General features: G+C 58.5%; 26 protein-coding genes. 11 read left to right on the top strand and 15 right to left on the bottom strand.

The features are described from left to right. The 6 genes from MK208_RS08120 to MK208_RS08095 form a co-directional block, all read right to left on the bottom strand. The gene (locus MK208_RS08120) at positions 1-774 is read right to left on the bottom strand and encodes an ABC transporter ATP-binding protein (protein ID WP_294115742.1); all 774 of its coding nucleotides are present in this window, start codon (positions 772-774) and stop codon (positions 1-3) included. Beyond that, positions 774-1,544 (bottom strand): ABC transporter ATP-binding protein, encoded by a 771-nt coding sequence (locus tag MK208_RS08115; RefSeq protein ID WP_294115740.1) that lies wholly within the window; start codon positions 1,542-1,544, stop codon positions 774-776. Before MK208_RS08115 ends, MK208_RS08120 begins: the two co-directional genes overlap by 1 nt. After that, the gene (locus MK208_RS08110; RefSeq protein WP_294115738.1) at positions 1,541-2,626 is read right to left on the bottom strand and encodes a branched-chain amino acid ABC transporter permease; all 1,086 of its coding nucleotides are present in this window, start codon (positions 2,624-2,626) and stop codon (positions 1,541-1,543) included. Before MK208_RS08110 ends, MK208_RS08115 begins: the two co-directional genes overlap by 4 nt. A gap of 4 nt (positions 2,627-2,630) precedes the next feature. Then, entirely contained in the window at positions 2,631-3,506 is an 876-nt protein-coding gene (locus MK208_RS08105; RefSeq protein WP_294115736.1) for a branched-chain amino acid ABC transporter permease, read from the bottom strand. A 158-nt stretch (positions 3,507-3,664) separates the two neighbouring features. Continuing rightward, positions 3,665-4,774: an acyl-CoA dehydrogenase family protein gene (locus MK208_RS08100; protein WP_294115734.1), complete on the bottom strand. Its 1,110-nt coding sequence runs from the start codon at positions 4,772-4,774 to the stop codon at positions 3,665-3,667. A gap of 6 nt (positions 4,775-4,780) precedes the next feature. Then, entirely contained in the window at positions 4,781-5,959 is a 1,179-nt protein-coding gene (locus tag MK208_RS08095; RefSeq protein WP_294115732.1) for an acyl-CoA dehydrogenase family protein, read from the bottom strand. 130 nt (positions 5,960-6,089) lie between these two features. Between MK208_RS08095 and MK208_RS08090 the strand changes: the two genes are divergently transcribed. Next, on the top strand, positions 6,090-6,710 hold the full coding sequence (locus MK208_RS08090; protein ID WP_294115730.1) for a TetR/AcrR family transcriptional regulator: 621 nt from the start codon (positions 6,090-6,092) through the stop codon (positions 6,708-6,710). A gap of 279 nt (positions 6,711-6,989) precedes the next feature. Here the strand turns inward: MK208_RS08090 and MK208_RS08085 are convergent, their stop codons facing one another. The 3 genes from MK208_RS08085 to MK208_RS08075 form a co-directional block, all read right to left on the bottom strand. Further along, positions 6,990-7,976: an adenosine kinase gene (locus tag MK208_RS08085; RefSeq protein WP_294115728.1), complete on the bottom strand. Its 987-nt coding sequence runs from the start codon at positions 7,974-7,976 to the stop codon at positions 6,990-6,992. Then, complete coding sequence (gene nth, locus MK208_RS08080) at positions 7,973-8,617, bottom strand: endonuclease III (protein WP_294115726.1); 645 nt, start codon at positions 8,615-8,617, stop codon at positions 7,973-7,975. The genes MK208_RS08085 and nth overlap by 4 nt, the downstream gene beginning before the upstream one ends. Positions 8,618-9,103: 486 nt before the next feature. Next, positions 9,104-9,226: a hypothetical protein gene (locus MK208_RS08075; protein WP_294115724.1), complete on the bottom strand. Its 123-nt coding sequence runs from the start codon at positions 9,224-9,226 to the stop codon at positions 9,104-9,106. 123 nt (positions 9,227-9,349) lie between these two features. Between MK208_RS08075 and dnaA the strand changes: the two genes are divergently transcribed. From dnaA to gyrB, 4 genes are all read left to right on the top strand, one after another. After that, on the top strand, positions 9,350-10,738 hold the full coding sequence (gene dnaA, locus MK208_RS08070; RefSeq protein ID WP_294115722.1) for a chromosomal replication initiator protein DnaA: 1,389 nt from the start codon (positions 9,350-9,352) through the stop codon (positions 10,736-10,738). 169 nt (positions 10,739-10,907) lie between these two features. Next, positions 10,908-12,026: a DNA polymerase III subunit beta gene (gene dnaN / locus MK208_RS08065; protein WP_294115720.1), complete on the top strand. Its 1,119-nt coding sequence runs from the start codon at positions 10,908-10,910 to the stop codon at positions 12,024-12,026. 56 nt (positions 12,027-12,082) lie between these two features. Beyond that, positions 12,083-13,189 (top strand): DNA replication/repair protein RecF, encoded by a 1,107-nt coding sequence (gene recF, locus MK208_RS08060; RefSeq protein WP_294115718.1) that lies wholly within the window; start codon positions 12,083-12,085, stop codon positions 13,187-13,189. 94 nt (positions 13,190-13,283) lie between these two features. Next, a complete protein-coding gene (gene gyrB / locus MK208_RS08055) occupies positions 13,284-15,701 on the top strand; it encodes a DNA topoisomerase (ATP-hydrolyzing) subunit B (RefSeq protein WP_294115716.1) in 2,418 nt (805 codons plus the stop codon). A gap of 1,152 nt (positions 15,702-16,853) precedes the next feature. Here the strand turns inward: gyrB and MK208_RS08050 are convergent. The 4 genes from MK208_RS08050 to MK208_RS08035 are packed head-to-tail and all read right to left on the bottom strand — an operon-like array spanning position 16,854 to position 19,660. Further along, complete coding sequence (locus tag MK208_RS08050) at positions 16,854-17,381, bottom strand: hypothetical protein (RefSeq protein WP_294115714.1); 528 nt, start codon at positions 17,379-17,381, stop codon at positions 16,854-16,856. A 21-nt stretch (positions 17,382-17,402) separates the two neighbouring features. Then, positions 17,403-18,002: a short chain dehydrogenase gene (locus MK208_RS08045; RefSeq protein ID WP_294115712.1), complete on the bottom strand. Its 600-nt coding sequence runs from the start codon at positions 18,000-18,002 to the stop codon at positions 17,403-17,405. A gap of 4 nt (positions 18,003-18,006) precedes the next feature. Continuing rightward, positions 18,007-18,753 (bottom strand): hypothetical protein, encoded by a 747-nt coding sequence (locus MK208_RS08040; protein WP_294115710.1) that lies wholly within the window; start codon positions 18,751-18,753, stop codon positions 18,007-18,009. Next, a complete protein-coding gene (locus tag MK208_RS08035) occupies positions 18,743-19,660 on the bottom strand; it encodes a haloalkane dehalogenase (RefSeq protein WP_294115708.1) in 918 nt (305 codons plus the stop codon). The genes MK208_RS08040 and MK208_RS08035 overlap by 11 nt, the downstream gene beginning before the upstream one ends. A gap of 99 nt (positions 19,661-19,759) precedes the next feature. Here MK208_RS08035 and MK208_RS08030 point away from each other — a divergent pair, with 99 nt between their 5' ends. Further along, positions 19,760-20,608, top strand: coding sequence for a LysR family transcriptional regulator (locus tag MK208_RS08030; protein WP_294115706.1), 849 nt, complete (start codon positions 19,760-19,762; stop codon positions 20,606-20,608). Between the two features lie 589 nt (positions 20,609-21,197). Here MK208_RS08030 and MK208_RS08025 read toward each other — a convergent pair. Together MK208_RS08025 and pcaQ are read right to left on the bottom strand one after the other, a co-directional pair. Beyond that, complete coding sequence (locus MK208_RS08025) at positions 21,198-21,425, bottom strand: hypothetical protein (protein ID WP_294115704.1); 228 nt, start codon at positions 21,423-21,425, stop codon at positions 21,198-21,200. Between the two features lie 110 nt (positions 21,426-21,535). Further along, entirely contained in the window at positions 21,536-22,447 is a 912-nt protein-coding gene (pcaQ, locus tag MK208_RS08020) for a pca operon transcription factor PcaQ (protein ID WP_294115702.1), read from the bottom strand. A 91-nt stretch (positions 22,448-22,538) separates the two neighbouring features. On the opposite strand from pcaQ, the gene pobA reads away from it, so the two are divergent. Genes pobA through MK208_RS07995 form a run of 5 tightly spaced genes read left to right on the top strand, consistent with a single transcriptional unit; the run spans position 22,539 to position 26,372 of the window. After that, positions 22,539-23,708: a 4-hydroxybenzoate 3-monooxygenase gene (pobA, locus tag MK208_RS08015; RefSeq protein WP_294115700.1), complete on the top strand. Its 1,170-nt coding sequence runs from the start codon at positions 22,539-22,541 to the stop codon at positions 23,706-23,708. 25 nt (positions 23,709-23,733) lie between these two features. Continuing rightward, the gene (gene pcaC / locus MK208_RS08010; protein ID WP_294115698.1) at positions 23,734-24,105 is read left to right on the top strand and encodes a 4-carboxymuconolactone decarboxylase; all 372 of its coding nucleotides are present in this window, start codon (positions 23,734-23,736) and stop codon (positions 24,103-24,105) included. Positions 24,106-24,141: 36 nt separating this feature from the next. Beyond that, positions 24,142-24,870, top strand: a complete 729-nt coding sequence (pcaH, locus tag MK208_RS08005; RefSeq protein WP_294115696.1) for a protocatechuate 3,4-dioxygenase subunit beta — start codon at positions 24,142-24,144, stop codon at positions 24,868-24,870. 2 nt (positions 24,871-24,872) lie between these two features. Then, entirely contained in the window at positions 24,873-25,493 is a 621-nt protein-coding gene (pcaG, locus tag MK208_RS08000; protein WP_294115695.1) for a protocatechuate 3,4-dioxygenase subunit alpha, read from the top strand. A gap of 45 nt (positions 25,494-25,538) precedes the next feature. Then, entirely contained in the window at positions 25,539-26,372 is an 834-nt protein-coding gene (locus MK208_RS07995) for a 3-keto-5-aminohexanoate cleavage protein (protein WP_294115693.1), read from the top strand. Positions 26,373-26,374: the final 2 nt, after the last annotated feature.

The raw sequence follows: 26,374 nt of genomic DNA, 5'->3' as shown, positions 1-26,374 counted from the left end.
TCAGCGCCATGTTTTCTTGCGTTTCCAGCGCCGTTCCCCGCGCGCGCCTTCTTCCTGATGACCCAGATAGAAGGCTTTGATGTCTTCGCTCTCCATCAGGCGTTCGGCGGTGTCGTCCATCACAATACGGCCGACTTCCATCACGTAGCCCACATCCGCCAGTTCCAGCGCAACCTTGGCGTTTTGCTCCACGAGCATCATGGTCACGCCTTCATCTTTGTTCAGGCGTTTGAGGATGGCGAAGATTTCCTGCACCAACAGCGGTGACAGACCCAAGGATGGTTCATCCAGCAGCATGATCTTGGGACGCAGCATCAGGCCGCGCCCAATGGCGAGCATCTGTTGTTGTCCACCGGACAGCGTGCCCGCCTCTTGGTGGCGGCGTTCGGCCAAGATCGGGAAGTAGTCAAAGACCATCTGCCGATCTTTCTCGATCTCCGCCTTGTCACTGCGCGTGTAGGCGCCAAGCGACAGGTTTTCGTCCACCGTCAGAAGCGGGAAGACCTCACGGCCCTCGGGCACATGTACGATGCCTTGGCCGACCACTTTGTGGGGCTCCATGCCTTGGATTTCGCGGCCCTCAAACACCACCTGACCCTTTTCGGGGTCCATGATGCCGGAGATGGTTTTCAGGAGCGTCGACTTGCCTGCACCATTGGCGCCCAGCACGGTCACCACCTGCCCCTTTTCGACCTTCAGCGACACGCCACGGATCGCCATGATTGGGCCGTAGAAGCTCTCGATGTTCTTGATATCAAGCACTGTTTCGCCCATCACGCCGCCCCCGCGCCAAGATAGGCCTCAATCACGGCCGGGTCGGATTGCACCTGCTGCGGCGTGCCTTCGGCGAGCTTGGCCCCATCGGCCAGCGCCAGCACACGGTCGGACACGCCGGAGACCAGCCCCATGTCGTGTTCCACCATCAAAACGGTGATGCCCATCTGTTTGCGGATGTCATCAATCCACCAGCGCATGTCTTGGGTTTCCTCGACCGAGAGACCAGAGGCCGGTTCATCAAGCAGCAAAAGCCGCGGCCCAGACGCCAGCGCGCGGCCCAGTTCGACCACCTTGCGCACCCCATAAGGCAGCCCCGCGATCATCTTGTCGCGGTAGGGCTGCAGATCGAGAAAATCGATGACCTCTTCAACAGCCTCGCGATGGCGCTTCTCTTCCTGCCGCACCTTGGGCGTGAAGAGCATTTCCTGCACCAAATTGGTCTTGCGATGACGGTGCCGACCCACCAGCAGGTTTTGCAGAACCGTGGCGTGGTCAAACAGCTCAATGTTCTGGAACGTGCGCGCGATGCCGAGGTCGGCCACGGAATCTGCATTGCGATCCAAGAGGTTATGGCCATCAAAGGTGATTGATCCAGCGTACGGATTGTAAAAGCGCGAGATCAGGTTGAAGACCGTGGATTTGCCCGCGCCGTTGGGGCCTACGATGGCGTAGACCTCACCCTCTTCCACCGAAAACGTCAGATCGTTGACCGCGACAACGCCACCAAACTTGAGCGTCGCGTTGTTGATTTCCAGCAAAGTGCTCATCTCAAACGCTCCGTCTTCAGATAGCTCTTCTGACGCTTGAACATGTCTTTGCGCGCAAAGGGGAAGAGCTCAAACCAGATGCGGATTTTCATCCAGCGGCCGTAGATGCCCATCGGTTCAAACAGGATGAAGAGGATCAGGATCATGCCAAACACGCCGGTTTCCAGACCAGGAATGGCCACCGAACTGCCGCCGATCAGGTCTTTGGTCATCGACAGGAATTGCGGCAAGAACGCCACCACCACCGCGCCAAAAAACGCGCCGTGAATGGAGCCAAGCCCGCCGATCACAATCATCATCAGAAGGGTGATGGAGATCACGATGGAGAAGGTCTCGTTGTTAAACGCCCCCGCATAGAATCCCATCAGCGCCCCGGCCAATCCGGTGATCGCGCAGGAGATGCCAAAAGCCGCCGCTTTGGTGCGCGCGATATGCACACCCATGGCGGTGGCTGAGACTTCACTATCTCGCACAGCCGCCATGGCGCGCCCCAAGGGCGAGCGCAGTAGGTTGCGATAGGCCAGCGTGCAGAGGATCGTGACGGCCAGCACCAGCCAGTAGAAGCGGTCCGGTGTGGTCCAGCGTTCGATCTCGATGCCGAAGATATTGATCATCGGAGCAAACTTGCCGGACACGCCATCGGTGATCGGCTCCATCAGCACAATGATGTCATCGGCCAAAATGGACAGCGCGATGGTCGCAATAGCAAGGTAAATGCCATGCAAGCGGATCGCCGGGATGGCGATGATGGTGCCGACCACGCCAGTCAGAATGCCCGCCGCTGGGAAGGCGATCAGGAATGGCCAACCCTGCTCCATAAAGATGATGCAGGAGTAACAGCCCAGCGCCAAAAAGGCCGCATGGCCAAGGCTGGCCTGACCGGTTTGCCCGGTCAGCAGCATCAGGCCAAGGCCCGCGATGGCCCAGATCAGCACGTTGGTGACTTCACCGAGGAAGAAGTCATCCATCAGCCACGGCAGGGCCACCGCGATCACAATAAGCGTTGCGTAGACACAAAAGCTCCACCAGTCGGGAAAAAGCCGGATGTCATGTTCGTAGGATGTTTTGAAATGTATCCGCATGCGCTCAGACCTTCTTGACCCGGACCTGCGAGAACAGGCCATGTGGGCGGAACACCAGCACAAAAAGAAGGAGCGTATAGGGCGCAATCTGGCTGTAACCTGCCGGGAAGTAGCGGGAGGCAAAGGGCTCGATCACACCTACAATCAGCCCGCCCATCAGCGCACCGGGTAGCGACCCAAACCCGCCAATCACCGCAGCGGCAAAGGCCTTGATGCCCAGCAAGCCCGCGTTGGGATCAATCGCGCCTTTGGAGGCAAAGAGAATACCCGCGACCGCGGCCACTGCGCCGGACAGACCCCAAATCATGCCCTGCACGCGCTTCACTGGAATGCCCATGAAGTAAGCCGCCATCTGGTTTTGGCTTGCGGCCTGCATCGCCAAGCCCAGCTTGGTGCGCTGGAAGAACTGATAGAGGAAATAGGTGAGCAGCACCGTCACCACGATCACCGCAATGTCCGCCATGCCCAACACCACACCGCCGATGTTGAAGTCGCCAATGGCCAGCGGGCTTTCCAAGGTCTGTGGCTCATGGCTCCAGATCACACCAGCGACAAAGCGAATGACAAAGCCCAACGCGATGGTCAGGATCACCACCGCTGTCTGGCTTTGGCCAAATAAGTGGCGCAGCACAAAGAAGTCGAGCAAATAGCCCAGCACCGCCATGATCGCGATGGCCAGAGGCGCCGCGATCCAAAACGGCAGCCCCATGTAGTGGGCGTTTGTCAGCCCCAAACACACAAAGGCGCCGAGCATCATGAAATCGCCCTGGGCGAAATTCACCTGTTCAGTCGCCTTGTAGATCAGCACGAAGCCAAGCGCGATCAAGCCGTAGACACAGCCATTCGCAAGCCCGCTGACGAGCAGTTGCACAACTTCCAATGTATCCTCCCGTGCCGGTTAGGACCGGCTTTTTCTATGCTCAGTCTTCGGAGCGAAGGCTTTTGCGTCAAGTCTCCATTTCCCCGCTTGCGCAAAGCTCCGTTACGTCACCCCTCTTTTTCCATACGCCATCGTACGTTAAATGCACTCAACCCAAACTAGATGCCGCGCTGCCGCAAAATCCATTCGGTGTGATAGCCTGCGTCGCCCAGAAACTCGGTCAAGGCGCGGTCGCGTTTCATTAAGAGCCCCAGGTCCATCTCATCGGTCATGCCAATGCCGCCATGCATCTGCACACCTTCTTCGGTGGCCTGCCGCCCAACCCGCGCCATCTTGGCCTTGGCCGCACGGGTCAGGGTTTCGACCTCAGCACTGTCTTCATCCAATGCGTTCAACGCCGCTGCGATCAGCGAAGAGACCTGCGCCAACTCGCAATACAAATCCGCTGCCCGATGTTGCAGCGCCTGAAACTGCCCAATCAAAACGCCAAACTGTTTGCGCGTGCGCAGATAGTCATAGGTCTGCTCTGCCGCCGCTTTGGCTACCCCAAGCTGCTCCGCCGCCGCAATCGCGCGCCCCGCCGCAAGCGTCTTGGCCAAAATCTGGTCTGCTGCCGCCCCCTGCGCAAGGATGTCCGCCCCAGCAATCTCTACATCTTCAAAGATCACGGCCGCTGTGTTGCAATGGTCCAGCATCACCTGCGGCGCGCGCGTTACGCCAACTGCAAGGGGATCACACATCACCAAGCACAAGTCATCACCGCGCTTGGCGGTTACAATCAGACGATCCGCGACTCCACCATCCACTACGTAGGTTTTGCGCCCATTCAATTTCAGCGCGCCAGGCGCGCCTGTTACGGCTGTGGCAATCCGCTCCGGACGGTGTTTGGCCGCTTCATCCATCGCCAACGCAACCACGGCGTCGCCGGTGGCAATTTTGGGTGCCCAGTTTTGGGCCAGGTCGCCTCCAGCCGAAGCCAGCGCGGTGCCAGCTAAAATGGCGGAAGACACAAAAGGGCTGACCGTCAAGTTACGCCCCAGCTCTTCGGCAATAAGCCCCGCCGCGCGGTAACCCAACCCGACGCCACCGAGGGCCTCTGGAATCACGATCCCCATCCAGCCCATCTCGGCGAGGTCCGCCAAAATCGCGCTGTTCGCATCATCGCCAACCTCTCTCAGCGCACGAAACGCGGCAATGCCATGCCCATCGCGCAGAAACCCCGCCGCAGAATCGGCAATCAGCTGTTGGTCTTCGCTCAAAAGTTCCATGCGCCTTTACCCCGGCAGTTTCAAAACGGCTTTGGACAGGATCGACAACATCACTTCCGAGGTGCCGCCCTCGATGGTATTGGCCTTGGAGCGCAGCCAGTCTTTGGCCGCCTGCCCCGCATCATTGGCCGCGCCCTCCCAGACCAAATCGTCGCTGCCGCCAGCCGCCACGCGCAGGCTTTGGCGGCGCTTATTTAATTCGGTCCCGAGGTACTTCAACTCGGCAGACCGCGCACCCAATTCATGCCCCGCGCGCATGTAGGCGCCGGTCATATCCAGATGCGCATCAAAACAGAGTTCATCGACCAGAAACTGCCCCATCTCCGCGCGCAGCATGGGATCATCCAACCGGCCTGTGTCGTCCAAACCAATGGCTGCAAGCGCATCTGCCGCAAGATCCGACTTGGCAAAAAGCGCCGAGTCCGCCGCGCCAATCATTTCCCGCTCATGGGTCAGCAGGTATTTGGCAATCGTCCAGCCCTGCCCGCGTGCGCCGACAATCTGATCTTTGGGCACTTTCACACCATCAAAGAAGGTCTCGCAAAACGGCGAGGCACCAGAGATCAGCTTGATCGGTTTGGTGGAGACACCTGCGCTTTCCATGTCAAAGAGCAGGAAGGAAATGCCGGTGTGTTTCTTCTCCTCCGGCTCCGTGCGCACCAAGCAGAAAATCCAATCCGCCTTGTCGGCATAGGAGGTCCAGATCTTCTGCCCGGTGACCTCAAAGTGGTCTCCCCTATCCACGCCCTTGGTCTGCAACCCCGCCAGATCGGAGCCTGCACCGGGCTCGGAGTACCCCTGACACCAACGGATTTCGCCGCGCGCAATTAGGGGCAGGTAGTGGCGTTTCTGTTCTTCAGAGCCGAACTGCAACAAAGCCGGCCCCAACATCCAGATTCCAAAGCTTTGTAAGGGCGGCCGCGCATTGATGCGCTGCATCTCTTCGGCCAAAATCTTTTGTTCGTCACCAGAAAGCCCGCCGCCGCCGTAGGATTTAGGCCAGGCTGGCACTGTCCACCCTTTGGCAGCCATAGCCTCCAACCACTGCTTCTGCGCTGGCGAGCGAAACACAAACTTGCGCCCACCCCAACAGATGTCGTCCTCGCCCATCGGCGTGCGCATCTCCGCCGGGCAATTGACCTCCAGCCACGCGCGGGTCTCGCTGCGAAATGTGTCGATGTCCATGCAAATGCCCCTCCCAAGGCCTCCGCCCCTTGGGTCGGAGATTGCACCTGCGAGGCAAACATACTACTGAGTATGCTGTCAACGGAGGCGAATGGCGCGACGTTGCGTTAGTCAGATCCTGTGAGGCCCCATGGCGGACACCAAGAAACCAGCGATGAGCGCCTCAAAGGCCGAGATTTTGGATGCCGCCGCCGAGGTCTTTATGCGGTTGGGGGCGGACACCGCGTCAATTGACGACGTGGCGCGTCAGCTTGGGTCCACGAAGGGGCGGATTTATCATCACTTCCCTTCCAAAGGTGTGCTTCTGGCCGAAGTCTGCCTACGCGCGGCGGATTTTGTACTGCAAAAAGTGCCGCCGGTGATTGCCCCGGACGCCGCACCGGAAGAGAACCTACGGCAGATGGTCCTGACCCATATTCCCGAGGTCCTGCGCACGCTGCCCTATCACAAGGTGATCATTCAGTCCTATGTCGGCGTGCAACAGAAATCGACCACTGCTCTGGAACGGGAGCTGTTTGCGCAAATCCAACAGGAGCGTAAGGCGTACGAGAACCTGTTTCGGAACGTCCTGCAAGCCGGCATGCAAGACGGTAGCTTCCGCACGCAAAACACCTCCATCGCGATGCAATCGCTGCTGCTTCTGATCAACGCACCGGTGTTCTGGTATCGCCCGCGCGCAGATGAGCCAGAGACTTTTGTGGCAGAACTCAGCGCCCAATTGGCAGATATGGCACTCGCGTCACTGCGATGAGAGGGGCCAGCCCCTCTTGGGCCGGATGGCCCATTTCATCCCGGGATATTGCAGGAATGAGAAGCACGTTAAGGCGCCCTTAACCAAAAGTTGCCAAGATGTTCTTGCGGAACAGGCTGGGAAGCCGATGGCCGTGAATGAGAAGACACCCTGATACCCTGTAAGCATCGCGCAATGTCGACCGGCAGGTATCAGGGTGCCTTTTGTTTTCTCATTCCCCAAATATCCCCGCCGTAGGCGTCTTACTTCACCACCAGCGCAGAACTTTGAGATAGCTCTCTAACCGATCAAACCGGCCTTCTGAAACAGCGCTTTGATGTCCGCCTCAGGCCGCGCGCCATAGTGGCTGATAACCTCTGCCGCCGCGATGCAGCCCATTTTGCCCGACACTTCCAGCGACTGGCCAGTGGCCACACCATAGAGGAAACCACAAGCAAACTGATCACCCGCACCGGTGGCGTCCACAGGCACAATTTCATTCACCGGCACGGTGGCCTCTTCGTCACCGCTCAGCAGCACAACGTCCTGACCAGACCGGGTGCACACAACCATGCCGCAGTCCTGGGCCGCCTGTTCAAGAGCCGCGCTCAGGTCGGTTTGATAGAGCGACTGCCATTCGTGTTCATTGCCAATCACAAAGTCGAGTTCTTTCACCAACCGGCGGAAATCATCGCGATGACGTTCCACGCAGAAGGGATCAGACAGAGCAATGCCAGCTTTACCGCCGCCGTCCTGGCAGAGCTTCGCGGCCCGCTCAAAAGCGGCTTTGCCTTTGGGCTTGTCATAGAGGTAGCCTTCAAGGAACAGCAGCTGCGCCTTGCCGGCCACGTCATCGGATACATCGTCCGGCCCCACTTCGGACGAGATGCCCAGATAGGTGTTCATCGAGCGCTCGCCGTCCGGGGAGACAAAGATCATCGACCGGGACGTCGGCAGCTCATCGTCCTCAACCAACGGGTTCACAAAATCGGTGCCGTCCGCTTGCATTTCGCTGGCGTAAAACTGCCCCAGCGCATCATCACTCACCCGTCCGATAAACCCAGTCGACAGGCCCAGTGCCCCTAGGCCCGCCAGCGTGTTGGCGACAGAACCGCCCGGCGCCTGCTTGCGGTTGGTCATCGCCGCATAGAGCATTTCGCCACGCTCTTTTTCCACCAGTTGCATGATGCCTTTTTGAATGCCCATCAGGTCCAGAAAGCTGTCGTCAGATTGGCTGATCACATCAACAACGGCATTGCCGATGCCAACCACTTGGTATTGCGTCATAAGTTTTTGTCCTCGAATAGGCAGAGATCACGGATGAGACAGGTGCCACACAGGGGCTTGCGTGCTTTGCACACGTAGCGGCCGTGCAGGATCATCCAATGATGGGCATGGAGCTGAAAGTCCACGGGAATTTGGTCTTCGATGGCCCGTTCCACCGCCACCACATCTTTTCCGGGGCACACACCGGAGCGATTGCCAAAGCGGAAGATATGCGTGTCCACGGCCTGCGCCGGATAACGCCACCACATATTCAGCACAACATTGGCGGTCTTACGCCCCACACCCGGCAGGCTTTCTAACGCCGCGCGGGAGTTGGGCACCTCTCCGCCGTAGTCATCCACCAGGATGCGGCTGAGTTTGATCACATTCTTGGCCTTATTGCGATAGAGCCCAATGGTCTTGATATGCTCGATCACCTCTTCTTCGCCAAGGTCGAGCATCTTCTGCGGGGTGTCCGCAATTTTGAACAGCTCTTTGGTGGCGCGGTTCACGCCCACATCCGTGGCCTGCGCCGACAGGGCCACAGCCACCACCAGCGTGTAAGCGTTGGTATGGTCCAGCTCCCCTTTGGGTTCGGCTTCGGCTGCCTCAAACCGGGAGAAGATCTCCCGGATGGTATGGTAATCCAGTTGCTTTGCCATCTGGCTGTTAATGCACGGACAGGCTGGTGCAAGCAAGAGCCGGATAGGGAGCGGGCGGACGTCGATCAACCCAGAGGGTCAAACCGATGTAAGTGAGTCGTGCTGAAACTGTGGGCGATTCCTTTTTTGCGACTCGCCGGTCGGCAAAACGGCTGTGGCAGAGGCGCAACAACCAGATGTGGCCACTGCCCGCAAAAGGCAGACAAAATCGGGGTTTTAGAGCCGAGTCAGAGCGGTTTTTCCATCCACAACGTCCGGGGATAATCTTGTGAATGCCTCGCCTTAGAACGGATCAAATTTTTCGTTAAGATTGTTTTATTACAGGCACTTAATAACCTGTGGATAGATTCTTTTTGGCGAATGCCTGAGTCAAGATCGAAGTTCAGTTGCCGGATTTGGCACCAGCTTGTTAGGTTCTCTCAGCGATTCATTTCGCCTTCGGGGGGACAGACGCCGACACACGGTGGCTTTGCCATACTGGGTGACTTAGCAGACCGCGCTTATTGAGAGTGCGGTTGCCATGGTTTCCGGGGTGTTCACCTGTTCCACAAAGCAGCGCATCAGCGCGCCGATGGCAACACGCAACCGGAGAGTAGGGACCTCCGGCATGGTTGTGTTTTGCCTGACGCAGCTTTGCCATTCGCGGCACCTTGGCGGGATGTGTCACGGGACATAAAGGCAGAGACCGGGCACAGCCCGGCACTAAAGACGTGTGAAGGAATACGGGGACAGATGACTGACGACGCATGGGGCGACATCCGACAAGGCCTACTCAAGACTGTGGGTCAAAATAATTTCAAAACCTGGATTGAGCCTGTCAATTTTTCCGAACTGAAAGATGGCGTGGCCACCTTTCATGTGCCGACCAATTTCATCGGCAACTACGTATCGCAAAATTATGGCGATCTGATCCTGCATCAGCTGAACCAGAACGGCGCAGACGTGCAGCGCTTGCAGTTCAAAGTGGCCGCCAAGACCACTGCACCGCGTGCCGCGGCCGCACCAAAAGCCGCTGTGCAAAAAGCCAGCGCTGCCGCAAAGCCAGCCGTGAGCGCGGCCTCTGACAACGGCGACATGGGCATGACCGGCGCGCCGCTGGATGCCCGCTTCACCTTTGACAATTTTGTCGTGGGCAAACCAAACGAACTGGCCAATGCCGCCGCGCGCCGCGTGGGCGAAGGCGGCCCGGTGACCTTTAACCCGCTGTTCCTTTATGGCGGCGTAGGTTTGGGTAAAACCCACCTCATGCATGCGATTGCCTGGGAGCTTCAGGCCCAGCGTCCGGATCTGAACGTGCTGTATCTGTCCGCAGAACAGTTCATGTACCGCTTTGTGCAAGCCCTGCGCGACCGCAAGATGATGGACTTCAAAGAGCTGTTCCGCTCTGTGGATGTGCTGATGGTCGACGATGTTCAGTTCATCGCGGGCAAAGACAGCACCCAGGAAGAGTTCTTCCACACCTTCAACGCGCTGGTGGATCAGAACAAACAGATCATCATCTCCGCCGACCGGGCCCCGGGTGAGATCAAAGACCTCGAAGAACGCATCAAGAGCCGCCTGCAATGCGGTCTGGTGGTAGACCTGCACCCAACCGACTACGAGTTGCGCCTTGGCATTTTGCAAAACAAGGTCGACACCTACCGCGAGCAGTATCCTGAGCTGCAACTTCAGGACGGCGTGCTGGAATTCCTCGCCCACCGCATCTCCACCAACGTGCGTGTGCTCGAAGGCGCCATGACCCGTCTGTTTGCCTTTGCCTCGCTGGTCGGTCGTGAAATCACCATGGAGCTCACCCAAGACTGTCTGTCCGATGTGCTGCGGGCCTCGGAACGCAAAATCTCTGTCGAAGAGATCCAGCGCAAAGTGGCAGAGCATTACAACATCCGTCTGTCCGACATGATTGGTCCCAAGCGCGTGCGCACCTTTGCCCGCCCGCGTCAGGTGGCGATGTACCTCTGTAAGCAGCTGACCAGCCGTTCCTTGCCCGAAATTGGCCGCCGCTTTGGTGGACGCGACCACACCACAGTGATGCACGGCGTGAAGCGCATCGAGGAGCTGCGCAACTCTGATGGACAGATTGCCGAGGACCTCGAGCTGCTGCGCCGCACATTGGAAGCCTAGGTTTTCGTGTGAAACGTGACCAAAACGCCGCGTCCCTTGGGCGCGGTGTTTTCTTTTGGTCGCTTGGCGCTTGACGCTCCCTGCGACTTCACAGACAAACCTAGGAAAAGACTTGTACCGTGAGACCACCTCGTTAAGGTGCCTGTCCCGGTAATCGGAGGGTGATGGGATGAAAATCAGTATTGAACGCGCCGTGCTGCTGAAAGCAGTGAGCCAAGCGCAATCGGTTGTGGAACGCCGCAACACCATTCCAATCCTTGCCAACGTGCTGATCGAAGCCGAAGGCGACACCGTGCAATTCCGCGCCACCGATTTGGACATTGAAGTGGTCGACAAGGCCAATGCCATGGTCGAGCGCGCCGGTGCCACCACTGTGGCGGCCACCACCCTGCACGAGATTGTGCGCAAGCTGCCCGACGGCGCGCTGGTGACCCTCACCGACGACAGCGCCGCAGGTCGCTTGACCGTGGAAGCCGGCCGCTCAAACTTCTCGCTGGCGACCCTGCCACGCGAAGACTTCCCGGTGATGGCCTCTTCTGAGTATTCGTCCAACTTCTCCGCCCCCGCGCCTGCGCTGCGCCGTCTGTTTGACAAGTCCAAGTTTGCGATCTCCACGGAAGAGACCCGCTATTACCTGAACGGCGTGTACATGCATGTGGCTGATGGTGAAGACGGCAAAGCGCTGCGCGCTGTGGCCACCGACGGTCACCGTCTGGCGCGGATTGACACCGACTTGCCAGCAGGTGCCACCGATATGCCCGGCGTGATTGTGCCGCGCAAAACCGTGGGCGAGCTGCGCAAGCTGTTGGACGACGATGATATGGAAATCGCCGTGTCGGTCAGCGAAACCAAAGTGCGTTTTGCCACCCCTAACATCACCCTGACATCCAAAGTGATCGACGGCACCTTCCCCGACTACACCCGGGTGATTCCGCAGGGCAATACCCGCAAGCTGGAAGTGGACGCGGCCGAGTTTGCCAAAGCCGTGGACCGTGTGGCGACCGTTTCTTCTGAGCGGTCCCGCGCGGTGAAACTGCAGCTGGACGAAGACCGTCTGGTGCTGTCGGTGAACTCGCCGGACAGCGGCGCAGCGGAAGAAGAGCTGGTTGTGGCGTATAACGACGAGCGTCTGGAAATTGGCTTTAACGCCAAATACCTGCTGGAGATCGCCAGCCAGGTGGACCGCGAAAACGCCGTGTTCATGTTCAACTCTGCCGGTGACCCGACTCTGATGCGCGAAGGGGGTGACACCTCCGCTGTCTATGTCGTGATGCCGATGCGGGTATAAACCGCTGACGCGGTTGCCTGCGGCGCAGGTATTTGAAGAAAGAGAAAGCCGGGCCCGTGTCTGAGCTGTTTCTGAAATCCCTGAGCCTGTCTCATTTCCGATCCCACAAAAAGGGCGCGCTCACCTGTGATGCGCGTCCTGTGGCCTTGTTTGGCCCCAATGGCGCGGGCAAGACCAATATCCTTGAGGCGGTGTCGCTGTTTTCACCGGGTCGGGGCATTCGCCGGGCCAGTGCCGAAGACATGACACGCCGACCAGAGGCGATTGGCTGGAAACTCTCCGGCCTGCTGCAAGCCACCAACCAAACCTACGAGATCGACATCCGCTCGGAGAACGGCGCCGCGCGGCAGGTGCATGTCGACAACAAAGCCGCGCCACAGACGCAGTTGGGGCGGATTTGCCGGGTGTTGTGGCTGATCCCAGCAATGGATCGACTGTGGATCGAAGGGGCCGAGGGGCGGCGGCGGTTTCTCGACCGCATGACTCTCAGCTTCTACCCGGAACATGCCGAGGCCAGTCTCGCCTATGAAAAGGCGATGCGGGAGCGCAACCGCCTGCTGAAAGAGCAGATCAGCGATGCCCATTGGTATGTCGCGCTGGAGCGGCAGATGGCCGAGGCCGGTGCTCGCATTCATCAAGCCCGCGAAGCCAGTATGGAGCGCCTGCTGGACGCGCAGGCGGCCACGCAGACTGCTTTCCCAGTGGCGGAGTTGGAACTGATGCAAAGCGAAGGCGCGATGCCCGCGACGGAGGCCGACCTATTGGAGGCCTTGGCTGAGAGCCGATTCCGCGATATTGCCGCCGGGCGCACGTTGGTGGGGCCACATCGCACCGACATGTTGGGCACCTTTCGTGAGAAAGGCGTGCCCGCCAAAGATTGTTCTACCGGCGAACAGAAAGCCCTGCTGGTGTCGCTGATCCTGGCCAATGCGCGGGCGCTGAAAGACGACATTGGCGCCGCACCTATCCTGCTCTTGGATGAGGTCGCAGCACACCTAGATCCCGACCGCCGCGCGGCGCTCTATGACGAGATTTGTGCCCTTGGGGCGCAGGCCTGGATGACCGGCACGGAGGTCGGTTTGTTTGAGGCTTTGGGAGACCGGGCCCAATATGTCGAAGTCACGGATGAGGCTGGGATTTCCAGCTTATCGACACCGCGTTGATCCCCCTGTGTAAGATCACAAAAATACCTGTCATTTGCGTGACATCCCCGCCCAAACCCGATATAAAATCCGGAAATGAAAAAGGGCGACATGTATGTCTGACAACGCGCAAAATCCCGAGCAATATGGCGCGGATTCCATTAAAGTTCTCAAAGGCTTGGAAGCGGTGCGGAAGCGTCCGGGCATGTATATCGGGGACACCGACGATGGCTCGGGTCTGCACCACATGGTCTATGAGGTCGTGGACAACGGCATCGACGAGGCGCTGGCCGGTCATGCGGACGCTGTTACCGTGAAAATCCACGCCGACAGCTCGGTGTCGGTGAGCGACAACGGACGCGGGATTCCGGTGGATATTCATCCGGAAGAAGGCGTGTCCGCGGCGGAGGTCATCATGACCCAGCTGCACGCCGGTGGTAAGTTTGACAGCAACTCCTACAAGGTCTCCGGCGGTCTGCACGGCGTGGGCGTTTCGGTTGTGAACGCCCTGTCGGTCTGGCTGGAACTGCGCATCTGGCGCAACGGCAAAGAGCACTACGCCAAGTTTGAGCATGGCGACTGTACGCATCACCTCGAAGTGGTCGGCGACTGTGGTGATCGCACCGGGACTGAGGTCCGCTTCATGGCCTCCACCGACACGTTCTCCAACATCGAATACTCATTTGAGACGCTGGAAAAGCGTCTGCGCGAGCTGGCCTTCCTGAACTCCGGCGTGCGCATCATCATCGAAGATGAACGCCCTGCCGAAGCGCTGCGCACCGAACTGTTTTACGACGGCGGCGTGAATGAGTTTGTAAAATACATCGACCGTCACAAAACCCCGCTAATGGAAGCGCCGATCTATGTGAAAGGCGAAAAGGACGACATCGGGGTTGAGGTCGCAATGTGGTGGAACGACAGCTACCACGAGAATGTGTTGCCGTTCACCAACAACATTCCGCAGCGCGATGGCGGCACGCATATCGCAGGCTTCCGTGGCGCGCTGACCCGGACCTTGCAGAAATACGCGCAGGAAAGCGGCATCGCGAAAAAAGAAAAGGTCAGCTTCACCGGCGACGACGCCCGCGAAGGCCTGACCTGTGTGCTGTCGGTGAAAGTGCCGGACCCGAAGTTCAGCTCGCAGACCAAAGACAAGCTGGTGAGCTCCGAAGTGCGCCCGGCGGTCGAAGGCTTGCTGGGGGAAAAACTGGCCGAGTGGTTTGAAGAAAACCCGCAAACCGCCAAGATGATCGTCTCCAAGATTGTAGAAGCGGCCCATGCCCGTGAAGCCGCGCGTAAGGCACGTGAGCTGACCCGCCGCAAAACCGCAATGGATGTGAACTTCCTGGCTGGCAAGCTCAAAGATTGCTCCGAGAAAGACCCATCCAAAACCGAAGTCTTCCTGGTGGAGGGTGACTCCGCTGGTGGCTCTGCCCAAACTGGACGTGACCGGAAAACCCAGGCGATCCTGCCGTTGCGCGGTAAGATCCTGAACGTTGAGCGTGCCCGGTTTGACCGGATGCTGTCGAGCCAAGAGATCGGCAACCTGGTGATGGCGCTTGGCACCGGCATTGGCCGCGATGAGTTCAATGTGGACAAGCTGCGCTACCACAAAGTGGTGATCATGACCGATGCGGACGTCGATGGCGCGCACATTCGAACCCTGCTGCTGACCTTCTTCTACCGTCAGATGCCGGAGTTGATCGAAATGGGTCACCTCTACATCGCGCAACCGCCGCTGTACAAAGTGGCGCGCGGCAAGTCGGAAGTTTACCTGAAAGACCAGGCGGCGCTGGACGATTATCTGGTGAACCAGGGCATCGAGGGTGCCGTACTGAAGCTGGGCTCCGGCGCAGAAATGACCGGCCAGGATCTGGCGCGTGTTGTGACCGAGGCCCGCCAACTCAAGCAAGTGCTGGACGCCTTCCCAACCCATTATCCACGCCACATTCTGGAACAGGCCGCCATCGCGGGCGCCTTTGTGCCCGGCGCGGTGGATGCGGATCTGCAGGGTGTGGCTGACAAAGTTGCCGCCCGTCTGGATTTGATTGCCCTGGAATATGAGCGCGGCTGGACTGGCCGCATCACTCAGGATCACGGCATCAAGCTGGCCCGTATTCTGCGGGGTGTGGAAGAAGTGCGCACACTGGACGGCCCGATGCTGCGGTCCGGCGAGGCACGCAAATCCGGCACCTTCACCGAAAGCCTGCAAGAGGTCTACAACACCTCCGCAACGCTGGTGCGCAAAGACCGCAGCCAAGTCATCAACGGCCCGCTAGACCTTCTGGCGGCGATCCTGGCAGAGGGCGAAAAGGGCCTGACGCTGCAGCGCTACAAAGGTCTGGGCGAAATGAACCCGGATCAGCTTTGGGAAACCACACTAGACCCGGATGCCCGCACCTTGCTGCAGGTGAAGGTCGAGGACATAGCCGAGGCGGATGACCTCTTCACCAAGTTGATGGGCGATGTTGTGGAGCCGCGCCGCGAGTTCATTCAGAAAAACGCACTGAGCGTGGAAAACCTCGACTTCTAAGTCGATGCACACAGCAAGATATGACTAGGGCTGCCGACGTTCGTCGCAGCCCTATCATGGGCGCGGCGATTGTTTTGAAAGCTGAGAATCTGTTGGCTGCCTTGGCAACCACGTGGCTACGCCCAAGTTACCTTTCAGACTTATGTAGAAACTGGAGACTTCGCCGTCGAACTCGACCGGGGATTTGTAGGGACATTTCGGACGCATGACTGGCGCCAACTGGCTTGTCCTCAGGCGGTGGTGCAATCAGTTGGCATCAAAGGCACGATCGACCAAATGGAGATTGGCAGAGAGGTTTTCGAGAAACTCCGACACGCCGCGCCATTCTTCGTCTTGACCCGGTGATTGACGGCAACGACCTAGGGTCGCCCCAAACAACCGTCGGCGTCAGATTCTGAGCCTTGTTGGCCCCGCGCGCTCCCCTAAAGCCTGGCTTTGGGGCACCCATTCGACCTGTTAAAAGCGCTTTCCCCTTCCGATAGGGCCACCTATCGTTGCCTCTTCATAATCGGTGCCCGCTTCTGGAAGCCAAAACTAGGACAGGTTGCGTCTGCCTTGTTCCATCGGTGAAACGCTTGGACGCAGAGTTTTACTTCCCCAATTTTCATGGCGGTTTCCATCCCTGATCCTCCGCATAACGTATTGGTAAGAAGTTGATCTCCATTGGGATGAAACTCTGAACAGGTACTCACCAAATTGGGGAGCCGGAACGTGGGGAGATCCATGACGTCACCCAATATCAACCCAAAGCAGATCCGCCAAAATTTTTCGGAAGCATTCCATGAACCACCTAATAGCCCTATCAGCAGTCCTATTCCCATCAGCATGCGTGGGGTCTGACCTCCCATCTGCGCAATAAGCTGCGCTAGAGGGAAACTCGATTAACCCAGCCAACGCGGGCGCTGTTCAATCTGAGGGCAGTGACTTGCGAGTTAACGTCAACAACTCACGCACCGTTGGAAGGGTTCAAGCTGTTCCAGGTCAAGCGAATATCTTGCAAATGGAAAAAGTTGTTTCTCCGCGAACCGGATGCCGTTCAGAAGCCCCAGTAAACGCTGACGGTTTGTTCAGCACCTGATGAGGGGAGGCGGTATGACAGGCACCACCGCGCCAAAAAGCGGGTTCTTCCGAGCCTGTCATGATTGGTTTGAATCAGCGTTGCGGGGTTCCGGGAAGTGCGAGCCTCGTGCCAACAACTTGCGCGACCGTGGCGGGCGAGCCGAGCGTTTTGGTGTTTGGGGCCGGGCAGTGGTCAACCGAGCACGGCAAGTAATAGAGATCCGCCTCAGCTTTGAACGCGTCAGCACCATCCTGCATCTCGCCTCGATAGACGGTGACGTTCATACCTTTGGGGGCGCCTGTTACGGCATCGGCGAGAAAGGCAAACATGTGGATTTCAAAGCCGTTGCCGTCGACCTTGGTGATGCTGGCCGGGCTGTCAGTGAACTTCATCCCACCGGCGCCGAACATCCAGCCGCCCACAATGTCTGCGGTGCCGCCGGCATCCACATTCATGATGTTCTGATAGGCACCGCCATCGGGTAGCACACCAGTAACCTCGACAAACCAGGTGCCAGTCAATTGCTCCATAACGGGTGTTGCGGTGTCGGCGGCGTGGCTGGCAGTGGCTGTAATCAGCGCAAGCGCAGTGGCAAGGGGCTTGAGGATTGAGAGTTTCATGTTGGCAGTCCTTTTTCGGGATCAGGCAAAGTCGGGAGTGGCCAGGATCTGGCCATGCATGTCACCGGCCACGGCCGCGAGATAGCTTTTGGCGGTGTCGGCGGCAGACAGGCCGCCATCTGTGGGCAGACCGAAAAGCTCCATGCTTTCCTTAACAAAGATCGGCGAAACCACGTTCAGCCGCACGGTCTCTACTTCGGTGGCTGCGGTTCGGGTGAATGCCTCGATCGCGGCGCAGGAGGCCGCAATTGCGCTGGTGGATGGCATGGGGTTTTGAGCGGCTACGCCGGAGGTGAGTGTGATTGATCCGCCCGGCGCGACCGCACTCAGACCCAGACGCAGCACGTTCAACTGGCCTTTCATCTGCGTGTCCACGGTCCGATTGAAATCGTCATCGCTCATGGTGGCCAGCGGGGCCATCACCCCGTCGCCCGCCGCGCTGATAATCGCATCCACCCGACCTGTCTTTGCAAACAGCGCGCGCAGGCTGGCGGGGTCGGAGATGTCGACATGCAGGTCGCCGGAGCTGCGCGAGGCGGTGATCAGGTCATGGCCGGCCGACAGGGCGTGCGAGACCGCGCGCCCGATCATGCCGGACGCTCCAATAAGAAGGATTTTCATGGGGTTACTCCGATGTGTAGGGCGGTTTTAGCCCAAGGGTTGTCGAGAAGGTTTTCAACAGCGCGTCTTTGGCGCTGCCCAGAAACGGTGTGCCGTGGGATGGCAGAAGGTGCCGGAAGTGCAACGCCGCCACCCTGTTGAACTCTTGCGGGTCCGGCGTGCAAAAGCGCAGCCACTCAGGGCCGATATTGGCAGGCTTGAAGAACCCGGCCTGGCCCATGCGCTCAGCTGCGATCTCGCTGAAAAAGGCGTCCGGCTTGGTCCAGTTCTGCAAGCTGTCTGCGGTGATCAGGATGCCGTCCTCGCGCTCCAGCAGGAACATGCCTTCCGGCAAGGTCGATGTCTCGTAGGTGAAAAGCGACAAGCCCGGTGCGGGCATCTCACCCCCCACCTGCAGAATGTGGTCCGGTTTCAGGCCGCCCTTGTGGTCCATCCCCGCCAATGCCCAGAGCGTTGCACCGTAGCGGCGCACGTAGAAGGGATCGTCTAACCCGTTCTGTGCACCCAGGTGATAACCGCCCAATTTGACGATATGCGTGACTTGCCCAAGTGCCTGAAGCGCGGCCAGGCCCTCTTCGGACAGGCGTATCGGGCTGATCAGGGTTAGGGCGTCGCCGTCGCGCAGAATGGTCATCGCGCGACTGATGCGCATACCCGGCACCATGTCGACGCTGCCGGTCACGTGAAAAATATCAGGAAAGATCTCGGTGATCTCACCATGTGGTGTGGCAGAGGGGAAGTCATACGGCATGACGTGTTCCTTCGGTTTGCGCGTTGTTCAGGTTGAGATACCAACCGGCCAGAGCGCGTCCGATCTCATGCGGGTAGTCTTCCTGTAGGAAATGCAGGCCTTCCCCCAAATCAACGCTGGTCAGGTTGCGAAAGTTATCCTTGATCCAAGCCACGTCTTTTTGGCGGATCAACACACCCGGATCAGCGTGAAAAAACAGCTTAGGAATAGGAGTTTCCGTCAGCCAGTTAGAATACGCCTCCACTGCGCGTGAAATATGCTCAGGCTTACCTTCGACCGGAACGTCGCGCGGGAAAACGTAAACCGGCTTGCGGCTTTTGACCGTGGGAAACGGTGCGAGGTAGGCGGCCATTTCCTGTTGGCTCAGATCGCGCTTGATCCAATCGGGCAGCATTTGCTTCACGAAACTGTTCATAACGCCAAGCATCAGCCAGCTGGCAAAGGGCGCGCGGATCAGACGCATCAGCAGCTTGTCGCTGCGCGCCATGGCGGCAAAATCGATCTCGCGATGCATCGCCTCCATGAAGACGATGCCCTTGATCTTGTCACGGTGCTGATTTGCGTAGTGGAACCCAAGGCCAGACCCCCAATCCTGCACCACAAGGGTAATATCGGTCAGGCCCAGAGCCTCGATGAACCCCTCGAGATAAGCGTAGCTATCGTCAAAACCGTAAGAAATGTCGGGCTTGTCGGACTTGCCGAACCCGATCAGATCTACAGCAATAGCACGGGCATATGGCGTGACGTGGGGAATGATGTTGCGCCAGATGTAAGAGGAGGCCGGGTTGCCATGGACAAATAGGATGGGATCGCCCGTACCGTCTTCAACATAGTGAATCCGGCTGCCCATCACCTCGACAAACCGCGACGCGAAAGGGAAATCGGGGGAGATGGTTGCATTGGTCATGTCGGATGTCCGCGTAGCTGTCGTCTGACATCGGAATACGCCCACAATACGTCAGGAAAAAGCATAGCTTTCCGACCAACTCCGTCATAAAATTAGACGATGACAAATCTCGACCATCTCAACGTTGTTGCTACGATCTGCGACACCGGCAGTTTCCAACTGGCCAGCGAAAAGCTGAACAAGGCGAGATCTGCTGTGTCTTATTCGGTCAAGCAAGTGGAGGATTTCTATCAGGTCCAGATTTTTGACAGGTCGACCTATCGCCCGACGCTGACACGTGAGGGCAGGGCGTTGCTTGCGCAGATCCGTCATTTGCTGGACCAGGCGCAGCAATTCGAAGATTTCGTGCGGGACCTGAAGGGAGAAGTGGAAACCGAGTTGCGCATTGGCGTTAGCAGCAACTTCCCCATTCCGCGTCTGGCCAAATTGCTGAAGGAGCTGAAGCGCGAATTTCCCTCGACCACATTGCATCTGGAGATCGAAACGGCCTCGGGTGAACGGCAATTGATGGCTGAAAAGGTCGACATCGCGATCTTCGCAGCCCCGACACGCAGCCCGTTCATCGACTACCGCCAAATCACTCAGATGAGCTTCCCATTGGTGGCAGCCCCTGAACTGGTAGGTTCGAATCCTGCGCTGGTCAGCAAAACAGAGCTCGGACGCCACCCTCAGGTGGTCGTCAAATCCAGCGATGAAAAGGCACCTGATACCGGACTGTTAGGCGACGCTCCCAAATGGTTCGTAACCGACATGGCGACGAAGAAGGAGTTGATCTTGGCAGGCTTAGGTTGGGGACGTCTTCCTGATCACATGGTCGAACAGGAGGTTTCTGATGGCAGCCTTGAGAAGCTGTCCACGCTCGGTGAGCTATCCTTACCCATTTGCCTGACCAAACGCGCAGGCCACCACTTGGGCACAGTAGGACGCAGAATTTGGGAGCAGCTCTGAGCATTCAAGCGGCATTCCGGCTACATTGAGTGGACTGCGACCCGATAACACACGGCGCCTGTTGATTTTGCAGCACCGAGTTTCGCAAACCCAGACGGCTCATTTCTGAAAGAGCCAATCGGAGCTCCGTTTGGACAGTCTATCTGACGTCAGCATTTCTTCGCTACGCTTGCTTCCGCGGGAAAGAAAAGTGGCAATGAGAGCATCGCTGACACCGAAATTTGCCGATCACGCCTTTCCGCTAGGCCTAAACTCCGCGGAAACTCTCGCTTTTTAGCCCGAATTTCGCGCTCCCCAATAGTCACTGATTTTGCAATCAAGACCTTAGAAAATCGGATCGTTTTGCCGAGCGGAGAAATGCCTTTTGTTTGAAGGCCAACCAAACGATCGTGTGTGAGAGTTTCGCGAACTCTTTTGGCGTTCAATGCGCGCTTCTATGGGTATCTTCTGCAAAAATTTCTCTTGAATTCTGGACGCTGCCGCGAACGCGTTCGCGGTGTCTTTCAATCGATGCACACAACAAGAAATGGCTGGCACGCTGCAAAGCGTGTCAGCCATTTCTTGTGTCTCATGTCTGCGTCAGACCAGTTTAGCAGCCTGCAGCGTTGTTCGCGATTGCACCACCGGCCACAGCACCGCCGGCTGTCAGGATGTCTTTACCGGAGCCGCCGCCGAGCTGGTTGCCCAAAGCACCGCCGACCACTGCACCTGTAATAGTAGCGCCAGCACAACCGATGTCTTTTTCGGTTACACCACCGGCACATGCGGACAGAACGGCCAAGCTACCTACCATTGCCGGGATCAAAATAAGTTTCATGCAATCACCTCATTCGTTTTTTGTTGTCCCCCATAATATGGTGGTTTTTTTGCCAAAATCAAAAGCTGACAGGCGGAAAAACGCCGGATCACTAAAACCGGCCAGGCCAACTAGCCAATGCGCCCCGCGACCTCTGTCAAAACCCGCCGGAAAAGAGATTCAGCGGCAGATAGTTGCCCTTCTGTGCGGGCCATCAAACCAACCGGCCCTTTGGTGAGCGAGGTGTCAAACGGCAGTCGCACCAGCGCACCGCTTTCCAGTTCTTTGGCCACCACCCCATGCGAGATGATCCACACCGCGTCATGGGAAAGCGCATGGTTCCGACCAAAAGCCCCGGACACGCTTTCGACTTTCCGGCCAATCTCCCCAACGCCCTGCGCCACCAGCGCCCGCTCCACCAATGGACGGATTGCCGCGGCCGCCGGCGGAAAGATCACCGGCCAATCTTCCAAACGATGAATGTCGGGTTGCGCAAGAAGCGGATGCCCCCGGCGCACGACGAACTCAACATGCTCATCATACAGCTGGGTGAACGCGATCCCCCGCATCACCTCTGGCGCGCCCATGCGCCCGATCACCATATCCAGCTGCCCCCGGCGCAGTTCTTCGATCAGATAGCCATGAGGCCCGTCATGAATATGCAGCATCACATCCGGCGCCAGCTCTGAAAAGGCCTGCACCACTTCCGGCATCAGCCGCGCTGCCACACTGGGCAAAGCGCCAACAGAGAGGCTGACCCGCCCCGCCGCTTCCATCTGCGCCACCCCGTTGAGCCCCTGCTGCAAAGCCGCGAGGCTCATCTGGGCAAAGTGTAAAAACACCTCGCCCTGTTTGGTCAGGCTGACGCCACCGCGATTGCGCACCACCAGATCGGCCCCAACAACCTCTTCCAGCTCCTTCAGCGTCTTGGAAATCGCGGGCTGTGTCAGGTTCAGATGCTGTGCCGCCGATTTTAAGCTGTTGTGCCGCACAATCTCGGCAAAACACTGGATGTGACGGAACTTGATGCGCCGATCGATCATGACTTGATGCTCGTTTTTGATAACTAAAACTGACAATAGCTCATTTTACTTTTCGCTTTTGGGAAGTCAAACTGCCAACAGGAGGACTTTCATGCGCACTCAGGTTTGCATTATCGGCGGCGGCCCGTCTGGGCTTTTGCTCTCACAACTGCTGCACCGCAAAGGCATCGACAGCATTGTTCTGGAGCGCAAAACCCGCGACTACGTGCTGGGGCGCATCCGCGCGGGCATTCTGGAAACAGGCTTTGTGGATCTGATGCGCGAGGCCGGTGTCGGCGCCCGCATGGATGCCGAAGGCTTCACCCACCATGGCACGGTGATTGCCTATGGCGAAGAAGAGTTTGGCATCTCTTTTCACGCGCACACCGGGAAAGACGTCATGGTCTATGGCCAGACCGAGCTGACCCGCGACCTCTATGACGCACGTGAGGCTGAGGGCGGCAATCTGGTGTTCAATGTCGAGGACGTGGTGATCCACGACGCCAAAAGTGACGCGCCTTACGTGACCTACCACGTGGACGGCAGCGAGCACCGGATCGACTGTGACTACATCGCCGGCTGTGATGGCTTCCACGGCGTCAGTCGCCAGACTATCCCTACCTCGGTGCGTCGCGAATATGAAAAGGTCTACCCCTTTGGCTGGCTGGGCGTGCTGTCCGAAACGCCCCCCGTGCATGACGAGTTGATCTACAGCTGGTCGGAGCGCGGCTTTGCCCTCTGTTCCATGCGCAACGCCAACCTCAGCCGGTATTACATCCAATGCTCGCTCAGCGACTCGCCCGACGATTGGAGCGACGCTGCCTTCTGGACCGAACTCAAACGCCGCATTCCTACCCGCCACGCAGAAGCCTTGGTGACCGGCCGCTCAATTGAAAAATCCATCGCGCCCTTGCGCAGCTTTGTGACCGAACCGATGCGCTGGGGCCGTCTGTTTCTCTGTGGCGATGCCGCCCACATCGTGCCGCCCACCGGCGCCAAGGGGCTGAACACCGCCGCATCCGACATCCACTACCTCTACCACGGTCTCGTGCAGGTCTATCAGGACAAGGATACCGCGGGCATCGACGCCTATTCCGAACGGGCGCTGGCGCGTATCTGGAAGGCTGAGCGGTTCAGCTGGTCGACCACCAATCTGCTGCACCGATATCCGGATCAATCCGAGTTTGATCTGAAGATGCAGCGCGCCGAGATCGATTTCCTGCGCAGCAACGACGCTGCACAAAAAGTGTTTGCCCAGAACTATGTGGGTCTGCCCTACTGATTGGGCCAGACAAAGGAGACACGCCATGTCTGACAAATTCGCCACCGGTATGAAGGTCCGCCGCAAAGTGCTGGGTGACGCCCATGTCGATCGCGCGGAGGCCAACAAAACCGCGCTGGACACGCCTTTTCAGACCCTGATCACCGAAGCGGCCTGGGGCACGGTCTGGGCCAGTGACGCGATCAGCCTGCGGGAACGTTCCATGCTGACCCTGGCCTTGCTCGCGGCCACTGGCAACTTTGACGAAATCCCGATGCACATCCGCGCCACCGCCAACACCGGGGCCAGCCAGGAAGACGTGATGGAGGTGTTTCAGCACGTGGCGATTTACTGTGGTGTGCCCAAAGCCAACCACGCCATCAAACTGGCGAAACAGACCTTTGCAGAGATGGGCTGATCGCGCATTCTATGCGCGCAGGGGAGGAGCAACACTATGAGCAAACCCGCAGAATTTTATCAGCGTGACCGGGAATGGCACCCGCCTGCATTTTCGCAGGACTACAAAACCTCCGTGGCGCGGTCCCCGCAAAACGCTCTGATCAGTCTGGAACAAACCGTCAGCGAGATCACCGGGCCACGCTTTGGCCATGGCGACGTGACCGAGATGGACCGCGACCTGCTGCACAACTACGCCAAACCCGGCGAAAGCGCGATTGGCGAGCGCATCATTGTGCATGGCCGCGTGCTGGATGAAAACGCCCGCCCCGTGCCCAACACTTTGGTGGAGATCTGGCAGGCCAACGCTGGAGGGCGCTATCGCCATAAGAAAGACGCCTATCTCGCGCCCATTGATCCCAACTTTGGCGGCTGCGGCCGCACCACCACCGACGACAACGGCTACTACTATTTCCGTACCGTGAAACCCGGCGCCTACCCCTGGCGCAATTGGGTCAACAACTGGCGGCCGGCGCATATTCATGTGTCGGTGTTTGGCACCGCCTTTGCCCAACGCCTGATCACGCAGCTGTATTTTGAGGGCGACCCGCTGATCGCCAAATGCCCGATTGTGAACACCATCCCGGATAAAGCCGCACGTGGTCAGTTGATTGCCGCGCTTGATATGAACGCCTCGGTGCCGCTGGACAGCATCGCCTATAAGTTTGACATCGTGCTGCGCGGACGGCGCTCCACCCTGTTCGAAAACCGCATGGAGGGCAATTGAGCATGGTGCAGAAGCTCGACTACCTTAAAGAAACGCCCTCCCAAACGGCTGGGCCATACGTGCACATCGGCCTTGCCCCCGGCGCGGCAGGGTTTGACATCTACGAACGCGAATTGGGCTGGGACATCGCCGGCCCCAATGCCAAAGGCGAGCGCATTCGCATCGAAGGGCTGGTGATCGACGGCACTGGCAGCCCGGTGAAAGACGTGATGCTGGAAGCCTGGCAGGCTAATTCAGAGGGCCTTTACCCGCATCCGGAACAGGCCGGTGAGACCGAAGAAGGCTTCAAAGGCTGGGGCCGCGTGATCACCGATTTTGACACCGGCGAATGGGGCTTTGACACCATCAAACCCGGGCGTGTCATGGGCCGCAACGGACACCTGATGGCGCCACATATCTCGTTGTGGATCGTGGCCCGGGGCATCAACGTCGGCCTGAACACGCGGCTCTATTTTGACGACGAGGCTGAGGCCAACGCCACGGACCCTGTGCTCAACGTCATCGAATGGGAAAACCGCCGCGCCACCTTGATTGCCAAACGCGAAATGCGCGACGGCTCCCCCGTCTATCGGTTCGACATCACGCTTCAGGGCGACAACGAAACTGTCTTCTTTGACATCTGACGACCGCCCCTGTCTTTTGGACGGGGCCAATCAAACGAGATCACCATGAGCAAACCCTGCATCCTGTGCTGCGCCATCACCGGTTCCGTGCCCACCAAGGCGGACAACCCTGCTGTGCCCACCACGGTCAGCGAACAGATCGAAAGCAGCCATGCGGCTGTCGAGGCAGGCGCCTCGATCATCCACGCCCATGTGCGCAACGATGATGAAACACCGTCCAGTGATCCGGAGAAGTTTGCCTTGCTGAAAGAGGGGTTGGAAAAACACTGCCCCGGCGTGATCATCCAATTCTCCACCGGTGGACGCTCTGGCGCAGGCCAAGCGCGCGGTGGCATGCTGCCGCTGCGGCCCGAAATGGCCTCGCTTTCTGTCGGTTCCAACAACTTCCCCACGCGGGTCTATGAAAACCCGCCGGAGCTGATTTCCTGGCTCTCCAGCGAGATGCAGACGTATGAAATCACACCGGAAATCGAGGCCTTTGACCTGAGCCACATCCTGCAGGCCATCCGTCATCATGAGGCGGGCACGCTATACGGCCAGCTTTATGTGCAGTTTGTCATGGGCGTGAAAAACGCCATGCCGGTGGATCGCGAGGTGTTTGAGTTCTACGTGAAAATCATGCAGGACCGCGCCCCCAACGCCGAATGGTGCGCGGCGGGCATTGGCGCGGCGCAGATCACCGTAAACGAATGGGCCATCGCCGCAGGCGGCCACACCCGAGCCGGTCTGGAAGACAACGTGCGTCTGGACCGCAACACGCTGGCGCCCTCAAACGCCGCCCTGATCGCCCGCGCCGCTGAGCTGTGTGAGAAATACGAACGCCCCCTGGCGACGCCTGCGCAAGCGCGCGACATCCTTGGCCTGCGTGCCGCAACCTGATC

The organism is Shimia sp. (assembly GCF_022448905.1).
GTDB lineage: Bacteria > Pseudomonadota > Alphaproteobacteria > Rhodobacterales > Rhodobacteraceae > Shimia.
The sequence above is the reverse complement of the archived record's forward strand: the minus strand, read 5'-3'. Positions and strand labels throughout refer to the sequence as shown.

Bases quoted from the DNA above. Each gene is read 5' to 3' on its own strand.
- MK208_RS08120 (WP_294115742.1), bottom strand. From the start codon at position 774: ATGGGCGAAACAGTGCTTGATATCAAGAACATCGAGAGCTTCTACGGC.
- MK208_RS08115 (WP_294115740.1), bottom strand. From the start codon at position 1,544: ATGAGCACTTTGCTGGAAATCAACAACGCGACGCTCAAGTTTGGTGGC.
- MK208_RS08110 (WP_294115738.1), bottom strand. From the start codon at position 2,626: ATGCGGATACATTTCAAAACATCCTACGAACATGACATCCGGCTTTTT.
- MK208_RS08100 (WP_294115734.1), bottom strand. From the start codon at position 4,774: ATGGAACTTTTGAGCGAAGACCAACAGCTGATTGCCGATTCTGCGGCG.
- MK208_RS08095 (WP_294115732.1), bottom strand. From the start codon at position 5,959: ATGGACATCGACACATTTCGCAGCGAGACCCGCGCGTGGCTGGAGGTC.
- MK208_RS08090 (WP_294115730.1), top strand. From the start codon at position 6,090: ATGGCGGACACCAAGAAACCAGCGATGAGCGCCTCAAAGGCCGAGATT.
- MK208_RS08085 (WP_294115728.1), bottom strand. From the start codon at position 7,976: ATGACGCAATACCAAGTGGTTGGCATCGGCAATGCCGTTGTTGATGTG.
- nth (WP_294115726.1), bottom strand. From the start codon at position 8,617: ATGGCAAAGCAACTGGATTACCATACCATCCGGGAGATCTTCTCCCGG.
- MK208_RS08075 (WP_294115724.1), bottom strand. From the start codon at position 9,226: ATGCCGGAGGTCCCTACTCTCCGGTTGCGTGTTGCCATCGGCGCGCTG.
- dnaA (WP_294115722.1), top strand. From the start codon at position 9,350: ATGACTGACGACGCATGGGGCGACATCCGACAAGGCCTACTCAAGACT.
- dnaN (WP_294115720.1), top strand. From the start codon at position 10,908: ATGAAAATCAGTATTGAACGCGCCGTGCTGCTGAAAGCAGTGAGCCAA.
- gyrB (WP_294115716.1), top strand. From the start codon at position 13,284: ATGTCTGACAACGCGCAAAATCCCGAGCAATATGGCGCGGATTCCATT.
- MK208_RS08050 (WP_294115714.1), bottom strand. From the start codon at position 17,381: ATGAAACTCTCAATCCTCAAGCCCCTTGCCACTGCGCTTGCGCTGATT.
- MK208_RS08045 (WP_294115712.1), bottom strand. From the start codon at position 18,002: ATGAAAATCCTTCTTATTGGAGCGTCCGGCATGATCGGGCGCGCGGTC.
- MK208_RS08040 (WP_294115710.1), bottom strand. From the start codon at position 18,753: ATGCCGTATGACTTCCCCTCTGCCACACCACATGGTGAGATCACCGAG.
- MK208_RS08035 (WP_294115708.1), bottom strand. From the start codon at position 19,660: ATGACCAATGCAACCATCTCCCCCGATTTCCCTTTCGCGTCGCGGTTT.
- MK208_RS08030 (WP_294115706.1), top strand. From the start codon at position 19,760: ATGACAAATCTCGACCATCTCAACGTTGTTGCTACGATCTGCGACACC.
- MK208_RS08025 (WP_294115704.1), bottom strand. From the start codon at position 21,425: ATGAAACTTATTTTGATCCCGGCAATGGTAGGTAGCTTGGCCGTTCTG.
- pcaQ (WP_294115702.1), bottom strand. From the start codon at position 22,447: ATGATCGATCGGCGCATCAAGTTCCGTCACATCCAGTGTTTTGCCGAG.
- pobA (WP_294115700.1), top strand. From the start codon at position 22,539: ATGCGCACTCAGGTTTGCATTATCGGCGGCGGCCCGTCTGGGCTTTTG.
- pcaC (WP_294115698.1), top strand. From the start codon at position 23,734: ATGTCTGACAAATTCGCCACCGGTATGAAGGTCCGCCGCAAAGTGCTG.
- pcaH (WP_294115696.1), top strand. From the start codon at position 24,142: ATGAGCAAACCCGCAGAATTTTATCAGCGTGACCGGGAATGGCACCCG.
- pcaG (WP_294115695.1), top strand. From the start codon at position 24,873: ATGGTGCAGAAGCTCGACTACCTTAAAGAAACGCCCTCCCAAACGGCT.
- MK208_RS07995 (WP_294115693.1), top strand. From the start codon at position 25,539: ATGAGCAAACCCTGCATCCTGTGCTGCGCCATCACCGGTTCCGTGCCC.